This window comes from Microbulbifer sp. Q7, assembly GCF_001639145.1.
GTDB lineage: Bacteria > Pseudomonadota > Gammaproteobacteria > Pseudomonadales > Cellvibrionaceae > Microbulbifer.
Genome location: NZ_LROY01000002.1, coordinates 1,951,809 through 1,975,110 on the forward strand (window position 1 = coordinate 1,951,809; position 23,302 = coordinate 1,975,110).

At 59.9% G+C, this 23,302-nt stretch carries 20 protein-coding genes and 1 other RNA gene; 7 read left to right on the plus strand and 14 right to left on the minus strand.

Annotation, left to right across the window (positions count from 1 at the left end):
* Nucleotides 1-35: 35 nt before the first annotated feature.
* The 11 genes from murC to mraZ form a co-directional block, all read right to left on the minus strand.
* On the minus strand, nucleotides 36-1,490 hold the full coding sequence (murC, locus tag AU182_RS13840; protein WP_066968167.1) for a UDP-N-acetylmuramate--L-alanine ligase: 1,455 nt from the start codon (nucleotides 1,488-1,490) through the stop codon (nucleotides 36-38).
* A 55-nt stretch (nucleotides 1,491-1,545) separates the two neighbouring features.
* The gene (gene murG / locus AU182_RS13845; RefSeq protein ID WP_066966391.1) at nucleotides 1,546-2,640 is read right to left on the minus strand and encodes an undecaprenyldiphospho-muramoylpentapeptide beta-N-acetylglucosaminyltransferase; all 1,095 of its coding nucleotides are present in this window, start codon (nucleotides 2,638-2,640) and stop codon (nucleotides 1,546-1,548) included.
* Complete coding sequence (ftsW, locus tag AU182_RS13850) at nucleotides 2,640-3,878, minus strand: putative lipid II flippase FtsW (protein ID WP_066966394.1); 1,239 nt, start codon at nucleotides 3,876-3,878, stop codon at nucleotides 2,640-2,642. Before ftsW ends, murG begins: the two co-directional genes overlap by 1 nt.
* The gene (gene murD / locus AU182_RS13855; protein WP_066966397.1) at nucleotides 3,875-5,278 is read right to left on the minus strand and encodes a UDP-N-acetylmuramoyl-L-alanine--D-glutamate ligase; all 1,404 of its coding nucleotides are present in this window, start codon (nucleotides 5,276-5,278) and stop codon (nucleotides 3,875-3,877) included. Before murD ends, ftsW begins: the two co-directional genes overlap by 4 nt.
* A 34-nt stretch (nucleotides 5,279-5,312) precedes the next feature.
* Nucleotides 5,313-6,398 carry a phospho-N-acetylmuramoyl-pentapeptide-transferase gene (gene mraY, locus AU182_RS13860; protein ID WP_066966399.1) on the minus strand — a complete coding sequence of 362 codons (1,086 nt, stop codon included), beginning with the start codon at nucleotides 6,396-6,398 and terminating at the stop codon, nucleotides 5,313-5,315.
* An 11-nt stretch (nucleotides 6,399-6,409) separates the two neighbouring features.
* Nucleotides 6,410-7,780, minus strand: coding sequence for a UDP-N-acetylmuramoyl-tripeptide--D-alanyl-D-alanine ligase (gene murF, locus AU182_RS13865; protein WP_066966402.1), 1,371 nt, complete (start codon nucleotides 7,778-7,780; stop codon nucleotides 6,410-6,412).
* Nucleotides 7,777-9,315, minus strand: coding sequence for a UDP-N-acetylmuramoyl-L-alanyl-D-glutamate--2,6-diaminopimelate ligase (locus AU182_RS13870; RefSeq protein WP_227718275.1), 1,539 nt, complete (start codon nucleotides 9,313-9,315; stop codon nucleotides 7,777-7,779). The genes murF and AU182_RS13870 overlap by 4 nt, the downstream gene beginning before the upstream one ends.
* Nucleotides 9,312-11,075, minus strand: coding sequence for a penicillin-binding protein 2 (locus AU182_RS13875; protein WP_066966408.1), 1,764 nt, complete (start codon nucleotides 11,073-11,075; stop codon nucleotides 9,312-9,314). Before AU182_RS13875 ends, AU182_RS13870 begins: the two co-directional genes overlap by 4 nt.
* A gap of 98 nt (nucleotides 11,076-11,173) precedes the next feature.
* Nucleotides 11,174-11,452, minus strand: coding sequence for a cell division protein FtsL (gene ftsL, locus AU182_RS13880; protein ID WP_082859523.1), 279 nt, complete (start codon nucleotides 11,450-11,452; stop codon nucleotides 11,174-11,176).
* A gap of 19 nt (nucleotides 11,453-11,471) precedes the next feature.
* The gene (rsmH, locus tag AU182_RS13885; protein WP_066966415.1) at nucleotides 11,472-12,398 is read right to left on the minus strand and encodes a 16S rRNA (cytosine(1402)-N(4))-methyltransferase RsmH; all 927 of its coding nucleotides are present in this window, start codon (nucleotides 12,396-12,398) and stop codon (nucleotides 11,472-11,474) included.
* Between the two features lie 53 nt (nucleotides 12,399-12,451).
* Complete coding sequence (gene mraZ, locus AU182_RS13890) at nucleotides 12,452-12,895, minus strand: division/cell wall cluster transcriptional repressor MraZ (RefSeq protein ID WP_066966417.1); 444 nt, start codon at nucleotides 12,893-12,895, stop codon at nucleotides 12,452-12,454.
* Nucleotides 12,896-13,461: 566 nt separating this feature from the next.
* On the opposite strand from mraZ, the gene AU182_RS13895 reads away from it, so the two are divergent.
* Nucleotides 13,462-14,139: a phosphoadenosine phosphosulfate reductase family protein gene (locus tag AU182_RS13895; protein WP_066966420.1), complete on the plus strand. Its 678-nt coding sequence runs from the start codon at nucleotides 13,462-13,464 to the stop codon at nucleotides 14,137-14,139.
* A 122-nt stretch (nucleotides 14,140-14,261) separates the two neighbouring features.
* Here AU182_RS13895 and rnpB read toward each other — a convergent pair.
* Nucleotides 14,262-14,639: RNase P RNA component class A (gene rnpB / locus AU182_RS13900), an RNA gene on the minus strand.
* Between the two features lie 56 nt (nucleotides 14,640-14,695).
* Nucleotides 14,696-15,538, minus strand: a complete 843-nt coding sequence (gene rsmI, locus AU182_RS13905; protein WP_066966422.1) for a 16S rRNA (cytidine(1402)-2'-O)-methyltransferase — start codon at nucleotides 15,536-15,538, stop codon at nucleotides 14,696-14,698.
* Between the two features lie 35 nt (nucleotides 15,539-15,573).
* Between rsmI and AU182_RS13910 the strand changes: the two genes are divergently transcribed.
* From AU182_RS13910 to AU182_RS13925, 4 genes are all read left to right on the plus strand, one after another.
* A complete protein-coding gene (locus AU182_RS13910) occupies nucleotides 15,574-17,484 on the plus strand; it encodes a penicillin-binding protein activator (protein WP_066968170.1) in 1,911 nt (636 codons plus the stop codon).
* Between the two features lie 85 nt (nucleotides 17,485-17,569).
* Nucleotides 17,570-17,929: a YraN family protein gene (locus AU182_RS13915; protein ID WP_066966425.1), complete on the plus strand. Its 360-nt coding sequence runs from the start codon at nucleotides 17,570-17,572 to the stop codon at nucleotides 17,927-17,929.
* A 28-nt stretch (nucleotides 17,930-17,957) separates the two neighbouring features.
* Nucleotides 17,958-18,551 carry an SIS domain-containing protein gene (locus AU182_RS13920; RefSeq protein ID WP_066966427.1) on the plus strand — a complete coding sequence of 198 codons (594 nt, stop codon included), beginning with the start codon at nucleotides 17,958-17,960 and terminating at the stop codon, nucleotides 18,549-18,551.
* A 3-nt stretch (nucleotides 18,552-18,554) separates the two neighbouring features.
* A complete protein-coding gene (locus AU182_RS13925; RefSeq protein WP_082859448.1) occupies nucleotides 18,555-19,154 on the plus strand; it encodes a BON domain-containing protein in 600 nt (199 codons plus the stop codon).
* A gap of 72 nt (nucleotides 19,155-19,226) precedes the next feature.
* Here the strand turns inward: AU182_RS13925 and AU182_RS13930 are convergent, their stop codons facing one another.
* A complete protein-coding gene (locus AU182_RS13930; RefSeq protein ID WP_082859449.1) occupies nucleotides 19,227-20,417 on the minus strand; it encodes an acetyl-CoA C-acyltransferase in 1,191 nt (396 codons plus the stop codon).
* Between the two features lie 214 nt (nucleotides 20,418-20,631).
* Between AU182_RS13930 and AU182_RS13935 the strand changes: the two genes are divergently transcribed.
* The gene (locus AU182_RS13935) at nucleotides 20,632-21,228 is read left to right on the plus strand and encodes a LemA family protein (protein ID WP_066966432.1); all 597 of its coding nucleotides are present in this window, start codon (nucleotides 20,632-20,634) and stop codon (nucleotides 21,226-21,228) included.
* A 9-nt stretch (nucleotides 21,229-21,237) separates the two neighbouring features.
* Entirely contained in the window at nucleotides 21,238-23,244 is a 2,007-nt protein-coding gene (locus tag AU182_RS13940; protein WP_066966435.1) for a M48 family metallopeptidase, read from the plus strand.
* The last annotated feature ends 58 nt before the right edge of the window (nucleotides 23,245-23,302 follow it).

Here is a 23,302-nt window from a genome sequence, read left to right on the forward strand (position 1 = left end):
TTTTTCGCTTTTGCCACGGTATTCCCGCTTGTCACCTAGTCCGCGGAACGCGCGTGATCGCCCAGTCGCCATTCCGATAATTGCTGCGCGAGCCCGCCCACATTGCCGGCACCCTGGGTCAACACGATATCGCCGGGCTCCAGCAGATCCGCCAGAATCGGGGGCACCTGATCCACACTTTCTACGAAGATCGGATCTATCTGTCCCCGATTGCGAGTGCTGCGCGCGAGCGTACGGCCATCGGCACCCGGAATCACCGCTTCACCGGCGCTATATACATCCAGAAGAACCAGTTTGTCGACCTGCGATAACACCTGTACAAAATCTTCGAACAGATCGCGGGTACGGGTGTAGCGATGGGGCTGGTACACCATGACCAGGCGGCGCTCTGGCCAGCCATCGCGCACGGTTTTTATGGTGGCAGCCACTTCCCGCGGGTGGTGGCCATAGTCGTCCACCAGCATCACTTTTTCTGCTTCGGCGTTGTCACTCACCGGATACTCGCCGTAAATCTGGAAACGGCGACCAACCCCTTGAAACCCGTTCAAGCCTTCACGAATGGCCTCGTCACTGACACCCTCTTCTGTTGCCACCGCAATCGCCGCAGTCGCATTCAGCACGTTGTGAATACCCGGTGTATTGACGCACACATCCAGCGCGTCGCCGCCCGGGCGATGCACGGTGAAACAGCTGCGCAACGGCTCCTGCTTCACATCGCTGATACGAAAATCGTTGTCCTCGGTGAACCCGTAGGTCGTCACCGGGCGCGCCATCCGCGGGATAATTTCCTGCACATTGGCATCATCCCCGCAGACCACGGCAAGACCGTAGAACGGGAGATTCTGGATAAAATCGATAAAGATCTGCTTAACCTTCTCGAAATCCCCACCATAGGTTTCCATATGGTCCGCATCGATGTTGGTCACCACCGTAACCATCGGCTGCAGGTGCAGGAAAGACGCATCACTTTCATCGGCTTCCGCAATCAGGTAGCGACTCTCACCCAGCGCCGCGTTTGTGCCGGCACTGTTCACCAGGCCTCCAATCACGAATGTCGGATCCTTGCCCGCGGCCGCAAAAATAGAGGCGATCAGGCTGGTGGTGGTGGTCTTGCCATGGGTGCCGGCGACCGCGATACCGTAGCGATAGCGCATCAACTCGCCGAGCATTTCTGCGCGGCGCACGACCGGAATACGATTTTCCCGCGCAGCCACGAGCTCCGGGTTATCGCCATAAATGGCCGAAGAGTTCACCACAACATCCACATCGCGCACATTGTCTGCGGTGTGCCCAATCTGAATCTGTACACCCAACTTGCGCAGTCGTTCGGTGACCTTGCTCTCCCGCAGATCCGACCCAGAAACTTCGTAGCCCTGATTCTGCAATACCTCGGCGATACCACTCATGCCGGCACCGCCCACACCAATAAAGTGGATGCGGCGAGTACGGCGCATAATCGGCACGTGGTAGTGGCTTTCGCCTGTGTTCATGTCTTGTCCAACGTTTTCTGAATTTCCAACTTCTTCGTTCGCTTCGCGAGACATATCAACACCCCATCTCTTCGCGACATACGGCCAATACCTGATCGGTCGCATCCGGCCGGGCGACGCGGCGTGCCGCTTCCGCCATGGCCATTAATTTTTCCGGTGCGGCAAACAGAGACTCCAGTAAGGCCGCCAGTTCGCCGGCATCCAGCGCATCCTGCTGGATCACGCGCGCTGCCCCGGCCCTTTCGAGCCACTCACCGTTCTTCGTCTGATGGTCGTCAATGGCAAACGGGAAAGGCACCAGAATGGCACCCACACCCGCTGCAGCAATTTCCGATACCGTCAGTGCACCGGAGCGACAAATCACCAAATCCGCCTGCCCGTAGGCTTCTGCCATATCGGCGATAAACGGCACCACGCTTGCATCCACGCCGACGCGCTCATAAGCCTCTTGCGCCAGATCGAGATGCCGCTGCCCCGCCTGGTGAATAACCCGCGGACGCTTTTCTGCCGATATCCTTGCCAGCGCTTGCGGCACCAGTTCATTGATCGCCACCGCGCCGAGGCTGCCACCCAAAACGAGCAATCGGGCTGGGGTCTGCTTACCCACACGCTCTGCCGGTGCTGGAAGTGCGGCAATTTCCGGCCGCACCGGGTTACCCACCTCTACTGCTGCCGGCAAGCCGCTTGGAAAAGCTTCCAGTACCCGGCTGGCGATTTTTGCCAGCAAGCGGTTGGTGGTACCTGCCACAGCATTCTGCTCGTGGATAATCAACGGGATACCCGCGAGCCGCGCTGCGACACCGCCGGGTCCGGTCGCGAATCCGCCAAAACCCAACACCGCATCCGGCTGCAGCGCCTTTACCACCTGGCGCGCCTGCCAGATCGCCTTGCTGATTTGCAGGGGCGCTTTCAACAATGCACCGGCACCTTTTCCACGAATCCCTTCCACCGTGATGAAATGCAGCGGAATTTCCGCCGCGGGGATCAACTGCGCCTCGATGCCGCGCATGGTACCGAGCCACTCTACCGAACCACCCTGGGCTTGCAGGGCACGGGCCACGGCGAGGGCAGGAAACACGTGCCCACCGGTGCCGCCGGCCATCACCAGAAATTTCTTACCGACAAAAGGTGCGCTGTTCGATTCCGTCATTACGCAGCCTCCCCGGTTTTTCGGTCGCCCAGTTGCAGTGGGTTAAAAATCGGCAACTGCCGGATACGCGCAATGCTCCCCTCGGAGACCGGCGCTTCGCTACTCAGTTCTTTCTGCGCACGCCATGCCAGCCCGAATAGGGCGAAGCACACAACCAGGCTGGAGCCCCCGGAGCTGACAAAGGGCAGCGTCAGCCCTTTGGTGGGCAGCAGTCCGGATGCCACACCCATATTTACAAAGGCCTGCCCTGCAAGCAGTACCGCAATGCCGAAGGTCAGCAGCGCGGCAAAAAAGGCCTGCTTCGCCAGTGCCTTTCTCACCAGGCGCAGCAACGACCAGGTGAGGGTCGCATAGAGGGCGATGACAACCAGCCCACCCAGCATGCCCCACTCTTCCGCCAGAATGGCAAATACAAAATCCGTATGCGCCTCCGGCAAATAAAACAGTTTCTGCACACTATTCCCCAGGCCCACGCCAAACCATTCGCCACGGCCGAAAGCGATCAGTGACTGGGTCAACTGGTACCCGCCTGCAAACTGCTCGCCCCAGGGATCCATGAAGGTGGTCAAACGCTGCAATCGGTAAGGACTCACCAGAGCCATCAATACCAACCCACAGGCCGCGAGCCCCACCAGTAAAAATGTGTGCGGCAAGCGCGCGCCGGCGAGAAACACCATCGCCAGTGCCGTGCCCGAAATAACCACCACAGAGCCAAAATCCGGCTCCAGCAACAACAGTACCGCCACAATGCCGAGCACCGAGATTGGCACCATAAAACTGCTCCAGTGGCGCAGCTTTTCATGTCGCCGAGTCAGGAAGCTGGCGAAAAAAATCAGGCAGCAAAACTTTGCGATCTCCGCCGGCTGTACCGTAATCGGTCCCAGCGCAATCCAGCGCATACTGCCGTTCACCGCGCGCCCCACACCCGGAATCAGCACGATCAGGAGCATACCCAGCGCAAAAAACAGCAGGGTCCAGGACAGGTTGGACCAGATCGCCAGAGACACTCTGCTCACTACGAACGCCCCAAACGCGCCGGCCGCGAGAAACACCAGATGCCGCTTCAGGAAGTACCAGGAATCACCGTACACATCGGCAGCGAATGCAATGGAAGCCGAGGCCACCATCACGACACCAATGCTCGCCAGGGCCAGAACACAGAATGGCAACACCCAGGCAAACTCGTCAGCCTGATCATTTGCCGCCACCTCGAGGGCCACGCGCTCTTTTCGGCTCACTGACCACCTCCTGCGCCGTGCGTCACCGCAGAGGTATCCACCAGGTTATTCACCGCACGACGAAAATCTTCGCCGCGCGCTTCAAAGTTGCGGTACATATCGAAACTGGCGCAGGCCGGAGAGAGCAGTACGTAATCACCTGGCTGCGCCATTTCGGCCGCTTTGCTCACCGCCTGGTCCATCGTTTCAGCGGCTTGCAGGGGCACTTTTCCTGCAAATACCTGCGCGATTTTCACGCCGTCCACACCGATGGTTACCAGACCGCGCAGGGTATGCGCCGCCTCGACCAGCGGAGAGAAGTCCGCACCCTTGCCGTCGCCACCGGCAATCAAGACAATTTTGCATTTGCTATCGGCAAGCCCATCCAGGGCTGCGCGCGTCGCCCCCACATTAGTGCCCTTGGAATCGTTCACGAACGTGACAGCCGCGCAATCGGCCACGCGCTCACAACGGTGAGTCAAACCAGCGAAGTGACGCAATGCATCCAGCATCGCGTCCATCGGCAAGCCCACCGCATTACCCAGCGCCAGAGCTGCCAGCGCGTTGGCAACGTTGTGGCTACCCACCATTCCCATCTCACGCGCAGGCATCAGCTTTTTGGCGCCCTGTGCCAGCCAGCGATCACCGGCCTCCTCGATCAATCCAAACTGCTGCAGGTCCGGACGGTCCAGACCAAAGCTCCACTCACGGCTTTCCCGCGACAAAGGCCCACGGGTCAACGGGTCGGCGCGGTTGATGACAAACTGTTGCGCATGCCGATACACCCGCTGCTTGGCGCGGTGATAGGCCGCCATGTCCGGATAACGATCCATATGGTCGGCGCTCATATTCAGAATCGTCGCGACATCGGAGCGCAGGGAATAGGTGGTTTCCAACTGAAAGCTGGACAGTTCCAGCACAAACAGTTCCGGCAGCGCTTCACCGGGGGCCAGAAGATCCAGCACCGGCACACCAATGTTGCCACCCACGCGCACATCCACACCCGCCGCTCGCGCCATTTCACCCATCAGTGTGGTGACGGTGCTCTTGCCGTTGGAGCCGGTGATCGCGATCAATTTGGGCGCGGGGTCAGCCTTGGCCAGCTCACGCGCGAACAACTCGATATCGCCAATCACGGGAATGCCCGCCGCCACAGCCGCGGCGATGGCCGGCTCGGCCACCCCGATTCCGGGGCTTGCGATAATCTCACTGGCCGCCAGCAGGGTTTCTTTGCTGAGCGGGCCACACTCAACCGGCACGTCCGGGTACTGGGCACGGAACGCTTCCAGTGCGGGTGGTGCTTCGCGGCTATCCACCACAACCGGCGAGAAACCCTGGCGCAGCAGGAAGCGCACGACCGATTGCCCGGTAGCGCCCAGCCCGATCACCACTTTTTTCTCTGAGGTTGCGATGAGGTTCATTGGTTCTTATTCAATTTCCGTCAGTATCTTCACGTCAGCGCAGCTTCAGGGTCGCCAGTCCGGCGAGCACCAGAACCACGGTAATAATCCAGAAACGCACGATCACTCGCGGCTCTGGCCAGCCCTTCAATTCGAAATGATGGTGCAGAGGCGCCATTCGAAAAATGCGCTTGCCGGTCAACTTGAAGGATGCCACCTGCAAAATAACCGACACCGTTTCCATCACGAATACGCCACCCATAATGAACAGCACAATCTCGTGGCGGGTAATCACCGCGATGATTCCCAGTGCCGCACCCAGCGCGAGTGCGCCCACGTCACCCATAAAAACCTGCGCCGGGTAGGTGTTGAACCAGAGGAAGCCAAGCCCTGCCCCGCCCAGCGCCGCACAGAACACCGCCAGCTCGCCGGCGCCCGAAATCGACGGGATATGCAGGTAGGTGGCAAACTCCACGTGGCCGACCAGATAGGCGATAACGCCCAGTGCGCCGCCCACCATCACCGAGGGCATGATCGCGAGACCATCCAGGCCATCGGTCAGGTTGACCGCATTACTCGAGCCAACCACCACGAAATAGGTCAGCACAATAAAGCCCACCGGGCCCAGGTTGATCGCAACGTCCTTGAAAAACGGCACAAACAATTGCGTCTCCGCCGGTGAGGTCGCACTCATATACAGGTAAATCGCCGCGCCCAGACCCGCTACCGATTGCCAGAAATACTTCCACCGCGCGATCAGTCCACGAGAATTCTTCTCGACGACTTTCTTGTAGTCATCGACAAACCCAACCGCACCAAACACGAACGTCACCAGGAGCGTCACCCATACCAGGCGATTACTGAGATCCGACCACAACAACGCACCGGAAAAAATGGCGGCCAGAATCAGGGTGCCGCCCATGGTTGGGGTCCCGGACTTGCTCAGGTGCGACTGCGGACCGTCATCGCGCACCGCCTGGCCCACCTGCAGACGGTTCAGCCAGGTAATCATGCGGGGTCCCACCAGCAACGAAATCCCCAACGCGGTAAGCGCGCCGAGAATGGCGCGCACCGTCAGGTAGTTGAAGACCGAAAAGCCTTTTACATACTGTTGTAAATATTCAGCTAGCCATAGCAGCATCGTTAAAACCTTTATTCATTCCCGTCGGTAAGCGCTTGTACGACCAGTTCCATACGCGCGCTGCGGGAACCTTTCACCAGCACCGTGGTGCCTTCATCCAACTCCGGCACCAGCGCCTGAACCAGGGCCTCGCGCTCGGAAAAATTTCTCGGGCTGTGTTGATGGCCGGAAGCGAACTCGATACTCGCTGCCGCACTCAATGTACCGAGGGTAAACAGCTGATCGATTCCGCGCTCCAACGCCAGGCGCCCCATTTCCCGGTGCGACCTGTCGGCATCCGGCCCCAGCTCCGCCATATCCCCCAGCACCAGAATCTTCTTGCCGTCGCGTTGCGCCAGCAGTTCAATCGCCGCACTGACGGATCCGGGATTTGCGTTGTAGCTGTCATCGATTACGGCAGCACCGGACTTTCCCCTGAAGGACTGCATGCGTCCGCCGACACTGCCCGCAAGGCTAAGTCCCTCGGCGATTTCCGCCACCGGGATACCTGCGGCATAGGCGCAGCCGGCAGCCACCAGTGCGTTATGCACGTTATGCTCGCCCAGCAGCTGCAGCTTCACCGGGTGCGACACGCCTTCAATCACCAGGTCAAATGCCGGGCAACCCAGTGCGCTCAACACGATGTTGTCCGGGTGCACCGCCCACTGATGGCCGAAACCGACCTCCAGGGTGCGCACGCCCTCGGGCATTCTGCCGCGCCAGTAGTCTGCGTAATTGTCGTCGGCGTTGACCACCGCAACACCGCCGGTTTGCAGGCTGGTGTATATCTGCCCTTTGGCGGTGGCGATGCCATCGATCGAGCCGAAGCCTTCCACATGTGCCGGCATGACATTGTTCACCGCGGTGATTTGCGGTTTGGCAATGCTGCACAAATAGCCGATTTCATCAGGTCCACTCGCGCCCATCTCCACGATCATCACCTGGTGCCTAGGCTCCAGCGAGAAGAGCGTCATGGGAACGCCAAAATGATTATTCAGGTTGCCCTGGGTCACGCACACCTTGTGGCGCTGGCCAAAAATGGCCGACAGCATTTCCTTGACGGTCGTTTTGCCGCAGGATCCGGTTATCCCGATCACCGGCCCGTCGAATTGTTCACGGCACAGCAGGCCAATCTGACCGAGTGCTATGGTGGTGTCAGCGACCACCCACTGGGGTAGCTCTGAGCCTTCAATCGGCTGTTCGGTGACGACGCCACGCACGCGCCCTTCCAGTTGATCGAGGAAGTCGTGCGCGTCGAAATTTTCCCCACGCAGAGCGACGAACAGCGCTTCATTGTCGAGCTTGCGCGTATCGGTGCACACCGCGCTAAATTCGATGGACCCGTTCAGCAACTCTCCACCGAAGCGCTGCTGCAACTGCTGCAAGGACAGGGGGGCAATCATCCGCGGCTACCCTCCAGTGTCTGGTCTTTACGATCCGCCATCGCCATGGACGCCTGCTCGCGATCACAGAAATGCAGTTTTTCACCCGCGATCAACTGGTAGTCTTCATGTCCTTTGCCGGCAATCAAAATAGTATCGCCAGGGGCGGCCGTATGAATGGCGTAACGGATAGCTTCGGCGCGATCGACCTTTACCGTACAGCGATCGCTGTCGGTGCCGCCGTCAATGCCCGCAAGGATTTCATCGACGATGGCCCGCGGGTCTTCACCACGAGGATTATCACTGGTCACTACCGTGTAGTCCGCGAGTTCTGCGGCGATTCGTCCCATCGGCGCGCGCTTGCCATTATCGCGATCACCGCCACAACCAAACACGCACCACAGTTTGTTCCGGCAATAGGGGCGCGCTGCCTCCAGAGCGGCTCGCAATGCATCCGGGGTGTGCGCGTAATCCACCAGCACGTTAACTTCATCCGCATCAGCGCCAGACACCCGTTCCATGCGACCCGGAACCGGCTGGATATTCGGGAATTCCGTGAGAATACTGTCGAGCGACATACCCGCAGACGCGGCAGCAGCCACTACCGCCAAGGTGTTGTGAATATTGAAGTCGCCGATCAGCGGAGCGTGCAGCTCGCCTTCACCCCAGGGAGTAATCAGACGCACGGAAAATCCGTCGTCAAGGCGCTTGAGATCGCGCACCTGCAGATCGCCTGACTGCAGGCCATAGGTAATAACCTTTAACCCGCGCAATTTGCAGCGCTCCACCATCTGTGCGCCAAACGGGTCATCGATATTGATCACGCCACGCTTGAGTTTTGGCAGGCCAAACAGCTTCTCTTTCGCCGCACCATAGGCGGCCATGTTGCCGTGATAATCCAGATGGTCCCGGGTCAGGTTGGTGAACACCGCGGTGTCGAAAACCAGGCCGTGTACCCGCCCCTGAGCGAGCGAATGAGACGATACTTCCATCGCCGCGGCGCGCGCGCCATCCTGAACAAAAGCAGCATAATCCGCTTGCAGACGCACAGGATCTGGCGTCGTCAGGCCGGTTTCCTGCAGGGTAATCTCACCGCTCTTCCACACGCCGTTGCCAATGGTGCCCATCACGGCCGCACAGCCAAAATGCTTCGCGAGCAGCTGCGAAGTCAGGTAGGCACAAGTGGACTTACCATTGGTGCCGGTCACTCCCACCAGGTACATGGACTCTGAGGGATGCCCGTAAAAACGCGCCGCGATTTCACCCACACGCGCCGCAAGCCCCGGTACGGTAACGACCTGAACGCCGTTGTGTTCGCGAGCGCCCAGTACATCACCGTCGGCGAGTACTGCCGCAGCACCATTGTCGATAGCGGCATCGATAAACTCTCGGCCGTCCACCACGGTGCCGCGCAGGGCCATAAACACATCCCCGGGCTTCACCTGGCGACTATCCAGGGCTACACCCGTTACCGCAACATCCGGAATACCCGCGTATCCCGGCACGAGATCATTCAGGGATGCTTTGCGATTCTGTTGTTCGTTAGGCTGGGTCACGATGTTGTACCTCTCTCGTCCAGCTGTGTCGCCAACTGCTGCTCCGCAGGGGCGATCTTCTCCGGCGGCACCTGCAGCAGGCGCATAGCACCGGTCATAACTTTGCCGAAAACCGGCGCGGCGACTTCACCGCCGTAATATTTGGCATGGCTCGGATCATCAATCACCACCACCGCGGCCAGGCGTGGATTGTCTGCAGGCACGAATCCGGCAAACACCGAGCGATATCGATTGTCTACATAACCCTCGCTACCGACCTTGTGCACGGTACCCGTCTTGCCCGCCACCCGGTAACCGTCCACTGCCGCGCGTTTACCGGTGCCCTCAGGACCAATTACGGTCTCCAGCATGGCGGTCACTTCCCGTGCCAGCGCAGCATCAACAACGCGCTCACCGTCCGCAGGCGCCGTTTTACCCTGGGCCAAAATCAGCGAAACCGGGCGCTTGAGCCCGGCGTTAGCGACCACACTGTAGGCTTGGGCAAGCTGTACGGCGTTCACCGTTAACCCATACCCGAAGGCAAAATTCGCCAATTCTATGGGATGCCATCGATCCCGAGTCGGCAAGATTCCCGGCGCCTCCCCGGGAAACCCGCTGCCTACCGCCTCGCCGAGCCCCATCCGGTAGAAGAGTCCGCGCAGGGACTCCGGCTCCAGGTCCATCGCCACCTTGGTGATGCCCACCTGGCTGGACTTGGTGATGACTTTTGTCAGATCAATCTCGCCAAAATTCACCGGATCCAGCAGAGTCTTGCCCGGTAGGCGGATATACCCGGGGCTGGTATCAATACGGGTATGCGACTGATAGCGTCCGGTCTCCAGCGCCGCCAATGCGGTCAACGGCTTGATGGTGGAACCGGGCTCAAACTGGTCGATAAGTGCGCGATTGCGCATCGCCGCCGCCTTTACACCCTGGCGGTTGTTCGGATTGAAGGACGGCTGGTTGGCCATGGCCAACACATCCCCACTCCGAGTATCCAGAATCACCATAAAGCCGGAAGCGGCGCCGTTTTCCGACACCGCTTTTTTGAGCTCCCGGTACGCCAGGTACTGCAGCCGCATATCGATCGTGAGCTGAAGGTCGCGCCCCGGGCGGGCTTCCTGCTTGACCGCAAGATCCTGCACGGTGCGCCCCTTCAAATCTTTCACCACCTGGCGCTTACCCGCTTCGCCAGCCAGGGACTGCTCATAGGCGAGCTCCAGCCCCTCCTGACCGAGGTCGTCAATATTAGTAAAGCCCAGTAGCTGCGCCGTGACCTCACCGGCGGGGTAAAAGCGGCGGTATTCTTTTTTGCTGTAGACCCCGGCGATATCCAGCGCCAACACCGCGTTGGCCTGTTCCGGCATCATGTGCCGGCGCAGATACATGAAGCCTTTGTTGCGGTACTTCTCAAGACGCTTGGCCAGACGCGCGGCGGGAGCACCCAGGGCTGCCGCCAGGGCGCGCAGCTCTTCCGCACTCGCCTCTTTCAATAATTGTGGGTTGGCCCAGATCGTCTGAACCGGGGTGCTTACCGCCAGCAATTCACCGTTGCGGTCGAGTATCGAGCCCCGGTAAGCGGCAATTTCCTCGGTGCGAATGGTGCGCGCACGCCCCTGGTCCTGCAGGAAGCGGTAGCCCTTATCTTGTTCCGGGAGCACCTGCAAACCGGCGAGGTGCACAACCAGGGCAACAGCCAGCAGACACAGCAAACCGGCCACCAGCGCAAAGCGCCAGCGGGCAATTCCCGGCTGTTGTGGCTGTTTTTTCACTGCACCCATGACGGATCATTTCCCTGCGCTGTTCGCGCACTCTTTATAATTTGCCGTTTTTCCACACACGAAAGCGGCTCTACTCAACGCCGCCCCCACACTGCCCGTTACTGGCGACCGGAGGTCACCAAAACCCTCTCGTTGGGCGCTGGCGCTCGCATATTCAATTCTTCTCGCGCCACTTGCTCGATCCGGCTGTAGGCCGACCAGGCTCCGCGCTCCAGCAGCAATCGCTCCTGTTCGTAACGCAGCTCATCGCGCACCCTTTGCGCCTGCTCCAGCTTTGCGGTCAGTGCCCTGCTCTGCTGGGTGGTGCTTACGACACCCAGTGACGACACCATCACCAACAACCAAAGTGCTGCCAGCACCCATTTATTTATGCGCACGTCACTCACCACAAAATGCTCAGCCCAGCCGCTCGGCGATACGCATCACCGCACTGCGCGAACGCACGTTCTCCCCCACTTCCTGCGACTCGGCTTTGACCGCCTTCCCCACCGAACGCAGTGTCCTGTGGATCTGGCTATCCATAACCGGCAGCCCACGGGGCAATTGCGGCCCCTTTTCCTGCTCGCGAATAAACCGCTTTACGATGCGGTCTTCCAGCGAGTGGAAGCTGATAACCACCAGTCTTCCGCCTGGCTTGAGCAGCGCGAGCGACTTCTTCAGGGCACCGTGAAGGTCATCCAGTTCGCCATTGACATGTATCCGGATGGCCTGAAACACCCGCGTCGATGGGTGCTTGCCCTTTTCCCACGCCGGGTTTGCCGCCTTGACCACTTCGGCGAGATCCAGCGTGCGTGCAAATGGCTTTTCCGCCCGCCGGCGCACAATCGCCCCGGCCATACGGCGCGCAAAGCGCTCCTCCCCGTACTCCTTGAACACCCGCGCCAACTCTGCCTCAGACTCGGTATTCACCCACTCCGCGGCGCTGATCCCCCGACTGGTGTCCATTCGCATGTCCAGCGGCCCATCCTGCATAAAGCTGAAGCCGCGCTCCGCCTGGTCCAGCTGCGGTGACGACACGCCCAGGTCCAGCAAAATCCCGCTGACCTGCCCCATGTGGTCCGCCGCGGCCTGGTCCATGTCGGCAAAAGAGCCGTGCCAGATATCAAAACGGGACTCACCGGCGAATCGCTCACGGGCAAACTCAATGGCCTGCGGATCCTTGTCGACCGCCAGAAGGCGCCCCGCCGGCCCCAGCCGTTCGAGCACCAAGGCACTGTGCCCGCCACGCCCGAAGGTTCCATCGATATAAAAGCCGTCGGGATCCACCACCAGGGCGTCCACAGCTTCGCGTAACAACACACTGCGATGCAGATCCTGGGACACCCATCTCTCCTGCGTTTGCCAAATTTTGTTTCAAACTGCTAGCCGACGACGCCTTACAGAGACAGCGAGGCCATTTCCTCTGGCATCTCACCATCACCTTCACTGTCGTCGAGCCAGCTCATCCAACGGTCTTCGCTCCACAGCTCGAGCTTCTTGCCCTGACCGACGAGCATCAATTTCTTCTCTAACCCCGCGTACTCACGCAGGGTCGGTGGTATCAGTACGCGGCCATTGGCATCCACCTGCAACTCGCAGGCATAACCGATCAGCAGGCGCTGAGCCCGGCGCGCCACTTTGTTAAAGCTGGATAGCGCCTCAATCTTAGGAAGAATTTCACGCCACTGCGCCTCAGGATAGACGAGTAAGCAGCGTTCTTCCGTATGCGCCGTCACAACCAGACGACCAGCGCAATCCTCCAGCAGCGAGTCCCTGACCCGCGCCGGAATGGCGAGACGCCCTTTGGCGTCCATATTGATTGCGTGGCTTCCCAGATACATGGATCAGTTTCCGCGATCGTTCCTGGCTGCGTTTTCATTGTGATCGGCGAAATATTGCGCGTTTTCTCTCTGCGGGGCGTGATTAACCACTTACAACCACATTCATCCCACCAAGACCCACAAAATTCCACTTTTCTCCACCTACGACACTATAAATCTGACCACCACAAAGTCAAGGAAATAGAAGGTATCCGCATAGAAAAGGCCCAGTATTTTCGCGGGCTGCAGGCGAAGTGTTCACATATCAGGCAGAGCTGAAGGCGAGCAATTATTCAACAAAGCAAGCACTTACTTTTGCAAGCTCACAAGTTACTTTAAGTTTTGAAGGGAGCCCACTGAGGGCAAAGAGGAAGCCCCATTGTTAGCGGGCGCTAACCTGAAGCCTTTAGCCGAGAAGAAAAACACGCCAGGAAAGTGCGCGCAGGCCTACAGGCCCAGCCGGGACTTCCACGCCAGCGGGGCAGCATAGAACCCGAAAGCATATAAAGATCAGCTTTTATTATTTTTAACCCCACTAAAGTCACTGTAGCGTTGCATCATCCAGTATTCATCAGGAATTCACGACCATGGGCGTTTCAGCAGGACTCAGCGAACAAACCGCGTCCTCCCCAACCTTCCACCACAATGCGGACCTCGCGGCGCTCAACCAGCGCTTCAAAGGCTGCAAGCCCAGTGAAATCATGAAGTTCACTATCGCCGAGGCAGAAAACCCGGTGGTGTTCACCAACTTTCGCCCGCTGGCTATCGCGTTCCTGCACCTGGTCACCCGCGCCAAACCCGACATCCCCGTTATCTGGGTCGACCACGGCTACAACACACCGGAAACCTATCGCCATATCGAGAAGGTCATCCAGCTACTGGACCTCAACCTGCACACCTACTCCCCCAAGATGTCTGCGGCGCATTTCAATGCGGTGCACGGCGGCATCCCCCCGCTGGACACGCCGGAGCACGATTTCTTCTCCCGCACCGTCAAGCTGGAGCCCTTCAATCGCGCGATGCAGGAATTGAAGCCCGACGTGTGGCTGAATGGCATCCGCCACGACCAGAATGCCCACCGCAAGGGGCTCGACATCTTCACCAAGGGTAATCACGGCACTATTCGTGTGGCGCCGATGTTCCACCTGCGAGAGATTGACGTGGAAGAGTATGTCTACGAGCACGACCTGCCGGACAACGATGTGTACTTCGACCCCACCAAGGGCGAGGAACACCGCGAGTGCGGGCTGCTGCTGCAGAAATAACGCGGCAAAATCGGTCTGCACAACCGAATTGGGAGTTTTAAGGAAGTTACACGGACGTACTGCCAGGGATGGCTTTCGACCTGCGGCGCGCTTTGGCACCGCAACGGTCGAGCACAGGGAATTTGTTGAGCCAGCCGATAAGCCGGGTTCTGTCGAGGACAATCATTCATCTGGGATGCCTGTCACCAGACACCTCAAGCGACCTACCCGCCCCCAGTGCGGGTCACACCTATTAGCTTGCGCTATCGGGGGCCTATTTGGTCTTGCTCCGAACGGGGTTTACCGTGCCGCGAACTGTTACCAGTCGCGCGGTGCGCTCTTACCGCACCCTTTCACCCTTACCTGTGCCTGCGAACAGGCCATCGGCGGTCTACTCTCTGCTGCACTTTCCGTAGGCTCGCGCCCCCCAGGCGTTACCTGGCGTTCCACCCTATGGAGCCCGGACTTTCCTCCACCTCACCACCCGAAAGCAGTGAAACAGCGATTGCCTGGCTGGCTCGGCGCGAAGAGTAATGACGCCCCCACGGGAATGCAACTCGTTCGTGGCATTTGCCCGCTATTTTTGCGCGAGGGACCAGTTGTAGAGCAGCTTCTTGTTCACGCCGGTAATCTCCGCCGCCACCGCCGCGGCGCGCTTGGGGGGAAGTTCGGCCAGCAATAATGTCATCACCCGTTCGGCCTCAGCATCCAGCTCCGCGGACGGCCCCTCCTCGGCGCCGCGCACCAGCAGGGCGATTTCACCGCGCTGCTGATTGCGGTCGGCGCGTACCCACTCCACCAGCTCTGCCAGCGGCAGCAGGTGAATCGTCTCGAACGCCTTGGTCAGCTCCCGTGCGATCACCGCCTCACGGGCATTTCCGAACACCTGCCGCATGGCATCGAGAGTGTCCAGCACACGGTGAGGTGCCTCATAGAAAACCATGGTGCGCGTCTCGTTTTCTAACGCGCGCAACGCCTTCTCACGGGCCAGTGCCTTGGCAGGCAGGAAACCCTCGAAGGTAAAACGGTCACTGGGCAGACCAGCCGCGGACAGTGCCGCCACAAACGCACAGGGCCCCGGAATGGGAACCACGTTGAAGCCCCGCTCGCGCGCTTCGCGCACCAGCCGGTATCCGGGGTCAGAAATCAGCGGGGTACCGGCATCGGAGATCAAGGCCACCGTCTGCCCCTGCTCCAGGCGCTGCAGAATTTTTGTGGTTCGATGGTCATCCGAGTGGTCGTGGTAGGCCACCAGCGGTGTTTCGATGGAAAAGTGGGAAAAAAGTCGCTGACTGTGACGGGTGTCTTCCGCCGCCACCAGATCCGCGGATTGTAGAACTTCCACCGCTCGCGGTACCATATCCGCCAAATTGCCAATGGGCGTCGCGACGATATAGAGCACCGCTGTATCCAGCCCCATAGTTCACTCCAGAATAAGTTTTGTGGGAGAAGAATATGTCCGCCCTGTACCGGCGAATTCCTTTCATTTTCAATGGCCTGGCCGCTGCCACGCTGGCCCTGGCTCTGGCCGGCTGCCAGACCCCCAGCAGCCAGCCCGGCGCCCAGATACCGGCAACACCCGGCGATGCCGCCACGGCCAGCCGCCAGAGCGCTGTGCGCCTGCTGAACGAGGCGCGCCAGCTTGCATCGCCCGAAAAAGACCGCGCGCAACTGCAAGCGGCCGCCATTCTATACACTCTGGGCGATAACGCGACGCTCCGGCAAGCCGCGAGCACCATTGATGCGGAACAATTGACCGACACCGAGTACGCCAAGTACGCCCAGGTGTACGGCAGCGCCCTGGCCGCAGACGATGAATTTTTCACCGCCCTGGATCTGGTGAGCGCCCCGCGCCTGGAGCAGGCCTGGTTCCAGATCCCGGCCGATACCGCCCTGCCGCTGCGCAACCTGCGCGCGGACCTGTGGAATCTGATGGGCGATATCGACAGTGGCATCGCAGAACGTCAGCGTATTGCGCCACTGGCGCGGGAAGACGACGCCATTGCCGCCAATAACAACGGGCTCTGGCAACTTTTGACCCAGCTCCCCTCAAAAGAGCTCCGGCTGCGCGCCGAGGAGAGTCTGGACCCGAAAATGCGCGCCTGGTACGAGCTCGCACTACTCGGCCGCGATACCCAGGCGGACATCAGCACCCAGCTGAGCGCCCTGAATCGCTGGCGCCAGCAGTGGCCGAATCACACCGCAGTTTCTCACCCGCCACAGGCCCTGCAACTGCTGGAGCAACTGGCTTCACAGCGCGCGCAGAACGTAGCCCTGCTGCTGCCCCTGTCGGGCCCCCTCGGCAGCGCCGGCCGGGCCATTCGGGATGGCTTTATGGCCGCCTACTACAGCGCTCTGGACGCCGGTGCGCCCACCCCTCAGGTGCAGGTGTATGACACCGGCCAGGACCAGCCTTTTGAAGAGATCTACCAGACCGCCGTCAATAACGGCGCGCAGGCCATCGTAGGCCCGCTGGACAAAAGTAAGGTCGCAAACCTGCTCGCCACAGAAATGCTGCCTGTTCCGACCCTCGCCCTCAATTACGGGGACCAGGGCCGGCTGACGCACGACCTGGTGCAGTTCGGCCTCGCCATTGAAGACGAAGCCCGCCAAGTCGCGCGACAGGCTTACCGCCTGGGACATCGCCAGGCAATGATTCTGGCGCCGGAATCCAGCTGGGGGCAGCGCGGACTGGCGGCCTTTACCGAGGAATGGAACCTCCTCGGAGGCAGCGTTACCGAGAGCCGCAACTATCGCGACAACTCCAATTTTTCACAGCTGGTCAGTGATGCCCTGCTGATCCCCGAGAGTAAGAATCGCGAACAGGAGCTGCGCCGTAAACTGGCTTCGCCACTGAAGTTCACCCCGCGCCGCCGCGGCGACGTGGACATGCTGTTTGTTCTGGCCCAACCGCAGCAGGCGCGCCAGATCAAACCCATGCTGTCATTCTTCTACGCGGGCGAGCTGCCGGTTTTCTCTACTTCACAGATTTTTGCGGGCACGGTGAACCGTCAGCGCGACCGGGACATCAACGGTGTGCGCTTTACCGCCTTGCCCTGGCTGTTTGAAGACGACAACGAGACCAAGCAGAATATCGAACGACAGGCGGCCCCCGCACCCGCATTTGCCCGCCTCTACGCGCTGGGCGCCGACGCCTTCCGCCTGTACCCGCGCCTGCCCATACTGCGCCAGTTTCCGGAGCAGCAGGTGTATGGCCTGACGGGAGCCCTGAGCCTGACGGCCGATGGCCGTATCGTGCGCGAGCAGATCTGGGCGAAAATCGACAAGGGCGCCCCGGTGCCAATCACCACCAGCGAGAGCGGCAACGTTTCGACCGATGACAGCGTCCGTGTGGACCATCGCTGAATAACCAGCACCTCGCTCGCCCACCTGGCCACTCTCTCACGGATGAGAGGGTCACGGACACAACCCCGGTAGGGATACCCCGAGTATGGATACAACCAGCATTGGCAAGCAGATGGAAGCGGTTGCCGAGCGGCACCTCAAGGACGCCGGGCTGCGGATTGTGGAGCGGAACTTCCGCGGCCGCTTCGGCGAAATTGACCTGATCGCCCGCAACGGCAATACCCTGGTGTTTGTGGAAGTACGCTACCGGCGCAGCCGCAGTTTTGGTGGCGCCGGTGTTTCGGTAGACTTCCGCAAACAGCGCAAGCTGCTGGCCACCGCCAACGGCTACCTGCAATACCGAAAGCTGGACTGCCCCTGCCGCTTCGATGTCATCACCATTGAACAGGACAGTGGTGGCGCTTCGCTGCATATCGACTGGATAATAAACGCCTTCGGGCAATAGGCTCACACCGATGGAAACCTCAGAATAAATGGAACAGCGCGTAGTAACCCTGTTTCACCACAGCATTGAAGCAACCATGAATGCTGGTGAACTTTTGGCCCCGTTGATTGCCGAAGCCAGCGAGATGATCGTGCACACTCTGCTGGCTGAAAATAAACTCCTGATCTGCGGCAACGGCCTGAGCGGTGCTCTATCGCAAAGTTTTTCAGCGCAATTAATGGGTGGCTTTGAGCGGGAGCGACCCGGCCTGCCCGCACTCGCCCTCAATGGCGACGCGATCACCACGGGTACCGTGGCACGCAATCACGGTCGCGCCGAGTCCTACGCGCGCCAGATCCGGGCGCTGGGCCAACCGGGTGATCTGCTGGTTCTCATCAGTACCGACGGCAGCGACTCCAATCTGGTCCAGGCAATACGTGCGGCACACGACCGGGAGATGGGCGTACTCGCGCTCACCGGTGGCGAAAGTGACAGTGACTGTACCGCGCTACTTGATGTTCACGATATCGAACTCCGCGTGCCTTCGCAGGTGGCGTCCGAAGTGCATCAGGTCCACCTGCTAACCCTGTTCTGCCTGTGCGACCTGATCGACAGCAGCCTGTTTGGCGGATACGAGGAATGATCCATGCAACTGATTACAGGTAAATCCCTTATGAAACCGGTCAAGCTGGCCATTGCGGCCTGCGCATTTTCCATTCTGGGTGGCTGCGCCACCGTTCTGGACGCAACCCACGACGGCCCCATTCAGCCAGATCCCGGCGAGCGCAGCTTCGGCACCTACATCGATGACCAGCAGCTGGAAACCATCACCAAGGTGAATATTGGCAAGGCCCACCCGCAGTTGAAGGCGGCCAATATCGATGTGGTCAGCTTCAATGGGGTTGTCCTGCTCACCGGGCAGGTCCCCAGCAACGAACTGCGCAACCTGGCTGGCGCCACTGCACAACAAGTACACTCCATTCGCCAGGTTTACAATGAGATTCAGGTGCGAGGGACCACTTCCATGCTGGCCCGCACCAGCGACACCTGGCTGACCACCAAAGTAAAAAGCGCCCTGCTCGCCGACAAGGAAATCGACAGCGGCCGCATTAAGGTGGTTACCGAAAACGGTGTCGTCTATCTAATGGGCCTGCTGACCCGTCAGGAAGCGGAAAACGCTGCGGAAAAAACACGCACCGTGGGCGGCGTACAGAAAGTGGTCAAGGCGGTGGAATACATCGACTGACGCCCTGCTGAAATTGACCCATAAAAAAACGGAGGCCGAAGCCTCCGTTTTTTTATGCCGGACAAAAGCCCATCAGGGGCGCTCTAGCGCAACCGCGGTCGCCTCACCGCCACCGATACACAGGCTCGCCACCCCTTTCTTGAGATCGCGATTTTCCAGCGCTGCGAGCAGGGTCACGATGACGCGCGCACCGCTGGCACCCAGGGGATGCCCCAGGGCGCAGGCACCACCGTTCACATTGACTTTGTCACGGGGCAGGTCCAACTCTTTCATGGCCGCCATGGTGACGACCGCAAAGGCTTCGTTGATCTCAAACAGATCGACTTCACCTGCACTCCAGCCCACTTGCTCCATCAGATTGGCCATGGCGGACACCGGTGCCGTGGTAAACCACTCCGGCGCGTGCGCGAACTGGCTCTGTCCTTTCAATACCGCGAGGATTTTGGCACCGCGCGCTTTTGCTTCGCTTTCCCGCATCAGCACCAGAGCGGCCGCACCATCGGAGATAGAACTGGCATTGGCTGCGGTGACGGTCCCGTCCTTGCGGAAGGCCGGGCGCAGCTGGGGGATCTTATCCGGGCGCGCATTGCCAGGCCCCTCGTCCACCGACACTTCCACATCTCCTTTGCGGCCGCGGATGGTCACCGGGGTAATTTCCCGCTTAAAGGCACCGGCTTCAATCGCCCCGCTGGCGCGCGCCAGTGATTCCAGTGCAAACGCGTCCTGCTCTTCCCGGGAAAAGTCGTACTTGTCTGCGGTGCACTCGGCAAACTTGCCCATCAACTGACCGTCATACGCATTTTCGAGGCCGTCGGTGAACATGTGATCCAGCACCTCACCGTGACCGAGGCGCATGCCACCGCGGGATTTGGGTAGCAGGTAGGGTGCATTGCTCATGCTCTCCATACCACCCGCCACCACGACCTTGGCATCGCCGGCCAGCAGCGCGTTGCGTGCCACCATCACCGTCTTCATGCCCGAGCCACACACCTTGTTCACGGTTGTGGTAGGCGTCGCCTCCGGAATGCCGGCGCCCAGTGATGCCTGCCGCGCGGGCGCCTGACCCAAACCTGCAGGCAACACGCAACCCATCAGAACCTCATCGACGTCGGTGGCCGCTACACCGGCGTCGGCAAGCGCGCCGCGAATCGCGACGGCGCCAAGCTCGGGGGCACTCAGGCCGGACAGCGCGCCCTGCATCGCGCCCATGGGCGTGCGGGATATTCCAACAATGACTACGGGGTCTGTAATTTGCTCACTCATGCTGTTATGACTCCAGTTTTAACGGCAACCGCCACAAAAAGATGACCAGTATTGCGGCGCGGCGTAATTTCGCGGCAGAGTATACCCTATCACGCCGGTGCCCCGGCTATCCGCCTTTCGTTGTAGTGTCCATGGTAGTATCTGGCGCAATCGTGGGATAAACCGATACGACCCAATAACACTGACCGTTCACAACAGGAAGAGAAGAGTATCAATGGAAGCTGCAACCATCGTCTGGCTGGTAGTGCTGGCCGCACTGGGCTTTTACATAATCAGCATTTACAACAAGCTGGTTTCCCTCAAGAACCGCTACGAAAATGCCTTTGCGCAGATTGAAGTGCAACTCAAGCGCCGCTACGACCTGATCCCCAACCTGGTGGAGTCTGCCAAGGCCTACCTGAAACATGAGCGGGAAACACTGGAAGCCGTCATCAGCGCGCGAAACTCCGCCCTCGCCGGCCTCAAGGCCGCGGCCAATAACCCGGGCTCAGCAGCCGCCATGGCCGACCTCGGTAATGCCGAAGGTATCCTTTCCAGCGCGCTGGGGCGCCTGAATGTGGTGATGGAGGCCTACCCGGACCTGAAGGCAAACCAGACCGTGCAGCAGGTGATGGAAGAGTTGACCACTACGGAAAACAAGGTGTCATTCGCCCGCCAGGCATTTAACGACGGTGTCACCGCCTACAACACCTTCCGCCAGAGCTTCCCACCGGTATTTTTTGCCGGTTTCTTCGGTCACCGGGAAAACGGCAAGTTACTGGAGTTCGCTGATTCCGAGGCCTTCCAGGCCGCTCCCAAGGTCCAGTTCTGACGCACCGCCATGAATTTTTTTGACTATCAGGATAAGGCCCGCCGTAACTCCACCCTGCTGGTGGCCCTCTTTTCACTGGCGGTATTCGGGCTGATCGCGATAACCACCCTGTTTATCGCATTGCTGACCCACTACTCTCGCGGCCAGGGCTCCACCTCACTGGTGCAGATGATCGCAGAACTTGGCTGGGATACGATCGCAGGTATTGCCGCAACCATCGCAGCGATTATCGCGATAGCAAGCTACTTTCGCTTACGTCAACTCGCCGCGGGCGGGCGCGCCATCGCCGAATCACTGGGGGGCAAGAAAATCAACATCGCGCCAAAGACCCTCGCCGAGCAACGCGCACTGAACGTGGTGGAGGAAATGGCGCTTGCTTCGGGCACCCCGGTGCCCGACGTGTACGTCATCGAGGACGCGGCCATCAATGCCTTTGCCGCCGGCTACAAGTCCACGGACGCGGTGATCGGGCTAACCCGGGGTTGTATCGAACAACTTAGCCGAGACGAGCTGCAAGGGGTCGTGGCACACGAGTTCAGCCATATTTTCAATGGCGACATGCGTCTCAATATTCGTATCGTTGGCCTGCTGCACGGCATCCTGATTATCGGCCTCTTGGGAGGAATGCTGGTCCGCGGTGGCCACTTCGGTGGGCGCGACAGCCGAGGTCGCGCGGCATTGTTCGGCATTGGTGCGGGGCTGCTGATCATCGGTTATACCGGGACGTTTTTTGGCAACCTGATCAAGTCGGCCGTGAGCCGTCAGCGCGAATATCTGGCGGATGCTTCCGCGGTACAGTTCACGCGCAGCAACCGGGGGATTGCCGGCGCACTGAAAAAGATCGGCGGACACGCAGCAGGCTCCAACCTGCAGGCGGCCAACGCCAGTGAGTTCAGCCACATGTATTTTGCCAGCAGCCTCAAGCATTCACTGCTGGGGCTGTTTGCCACACACCCTCCCCTCGCTGCGCGCATTACACGCCTGGATCCGCAGTGGAGAGGCTTCGGCACATCGCCATCCCCGGTGTCTCATCCGCCATCTGAGGCGGGGCACGCAGGGATCGCTGGTGATGTCCCGGTATCAATGTTGGATCAGGCAGTGGCCATCCCAGAGGGTGCTGACCGGCACGCCAGCAACACCTATCAAGCCCAGCTGGATCAGGTGATGGATACCGTCGACAATAATATCGCGGCGCCCTCCGCCACTCAGCTGGAGCTGGGCCGCAACCTGCTGTCGAGAGCGCCCGCGAGCCTGAAGGCGGCCGCACACGATCCCTTCGCGGCCAGAGCATTGATTTACGGGCTAATCATGTCGCCTGAGCAACAGGCACTGCAGCTCGACATACTGACACGCTCCGCGCACCCCGCCGTGCTGCGGGAGTTCGCCCAACTGCAACCGGCGCTGGCGGAAATGCCGGAAGAGTGCCGACTGCCACTGGTGGACCTGAGTATTCCTGCACTCAAGGCACTCGCTCCCCAGCAATACCAGATCTTTAAGCGCAACGTCATCAAGCTGCTACGTGCCGATGGCAAGGTAGAAGTGCGGGAGTGGGCACTGTATCGGGTACTGATGCACGCTCTGGAGTCCAATCCAGATCGTCATCGTAAGATCGATACTCGCAAAAATAGATCGGGAAGCGTCACCGATGCCCAGCAGTTTTTACTGGCGGCCATGGCACATGCGGACAACACAGAGTATTTGGTGGCAAAACGTGCCTTTGAGGCCGGAGCGCGCGCACTGGGCGTCACCCCTGTCCCGCTACCGGCAGGTTCAGACATCACCCTGCAACGACTGGATAAGGCGATTGCGATCGCCAGTGACACGGCCCCCTTGCAGAAGCCATTACTGTTGAAAGCCCTGGCCACCACACTGGCCCATGATGGCATCATTGCCGGGCGCGAGATCGAACTACTCCGGGCGATCGCCGACTGCCTGGACTGCCCGATGCCCCCTGTACCGGGGATCACCCCTGCTGACACGGCAAGCGTGGGGCGCCTTTCAACCCACACCAGCTGACCCTGAGCCGGGCGCTCAGCGCCCGGACGTCTTCACGCGAAAGCGTGCCTCAAGCGCT

What these genes read in the sequence shown, in the direction of transcription:
- murC (WP_066968167.1), bottom strand. Translation starts at nt 1,490, where the DNA reads ATGAACACAGGCGAAAGCCACTACCACGTGCCGATTATGCGCCGTACT.
- murG (WP_066966391.1), bottom strand. Translation starts at nt 2,640, where the DNA reads ATGACGGAATCGAACAGCGCACCTTTTGTCGGTAAGAAATTTCTGGTG.
- murD (WP_066966397.1), bottom strand. Translation starts at nt 5,278, where the DNA reads ATGAACCTCATCGCAACCTCAGAGAAAAAAGTGGTGATCGGGCTGGGC.
- mraY (WP_066966399.1), bottom strand. Translation starts at nt 6,398, where the DNA reads ATGCTGCTATGGCTAGCTGAATATTTACAACAGTATGTAAAAGGCTTT.
- murF (WP_066966402.1), bottom strand. Translation starts at nt 7,780, where the DNA reads ATGATTGCCCCCCTGTCCTTGCAGCAGTTGCAGCAGCGCTTCGGTGGA.
- AU182_RS13875 (WP_066966408.1), bottom strand. Translation starts at nt 11,075, where the DNA reads ATGGGTGCAGTGAAAAAACAGCCACAACAGCCGGGAATTGCCCGCTGG.
- mraZ (WP_066966417.1), bottom strand. Translation starts at nt 12,895, where the DNA reads ATGTATCTGGGAAGCCACGCAATCAATATGGACGCCAAAGGGCGTCTC.
- AU182_RS13895 (WP_066966420.1), top strand. Translation starts at nt 13,462, where the DNA reads ATGGGCGTTTCAGCAGGACTCAGCGAACAAACCGCGTCCTCCCCAACC.
- rsmI (WP_066966422.1), bottom strand. Translation starts at nt 15,538, where the DNA reads ATGGGGCTGGATACAGCGGTGCTCTATATCGTCGCGACGCCCATTGGC.
- AU182_RS13910 (WP_066968170.1), top strand. Translation starts at nt 15,574, where the DNA reads ATGTCCGCCCTGTACCGGCGAATTCCTTTCATTTTCAATGGCCTGGCC.
- AU182_RS13915 (WP_066966425.1), top strand. Translation starts at nt 17,570, where the DNA reads ATGGATACAACCAGCATTGGCAAGCAGATGGAAGCGGTTGCCGAGCGG.
- AU182_RS13920 (WP_066966427.1), top strand. Translation starts at nt 17,958, where the DNA reads ATGGAACAGCGCGTAGTAACCCTGTTTCACCACAGCATTGAAGCAACC.
- AU182_RS13925 (WP_082859448.1), top strand. Translation starts at nt 18,555, where the DNA reads ATGCAACTGATTACAGGTAAATCCCTTATGAAACCGGTCAAGCTGGCC.
- AU182_RS13930 (WP_082859449.1), bottom strand. Translation starts at nt 20,417, where the DNA reads ATGAGTGAGCAAATTACAGACCCCGTAGTCATTGTTGGAATATCCCGC.
- AU182_RS13935 (WP_066966432.1), top strand. Translation starts at nt 20,632, where the DNA reads ATGGAAGCTGCAACCATCGTCTGGCTGGTAGTGCTGGCCGCACTGGGC.
- AU182_RS13940 (WP_066966435.1), top strand. Translation starts at nt 21,238, where the DNA reads ATGAATTTTTTTGACTATCAGGATAAGGCCCGCCGTAACTCCACCCTG.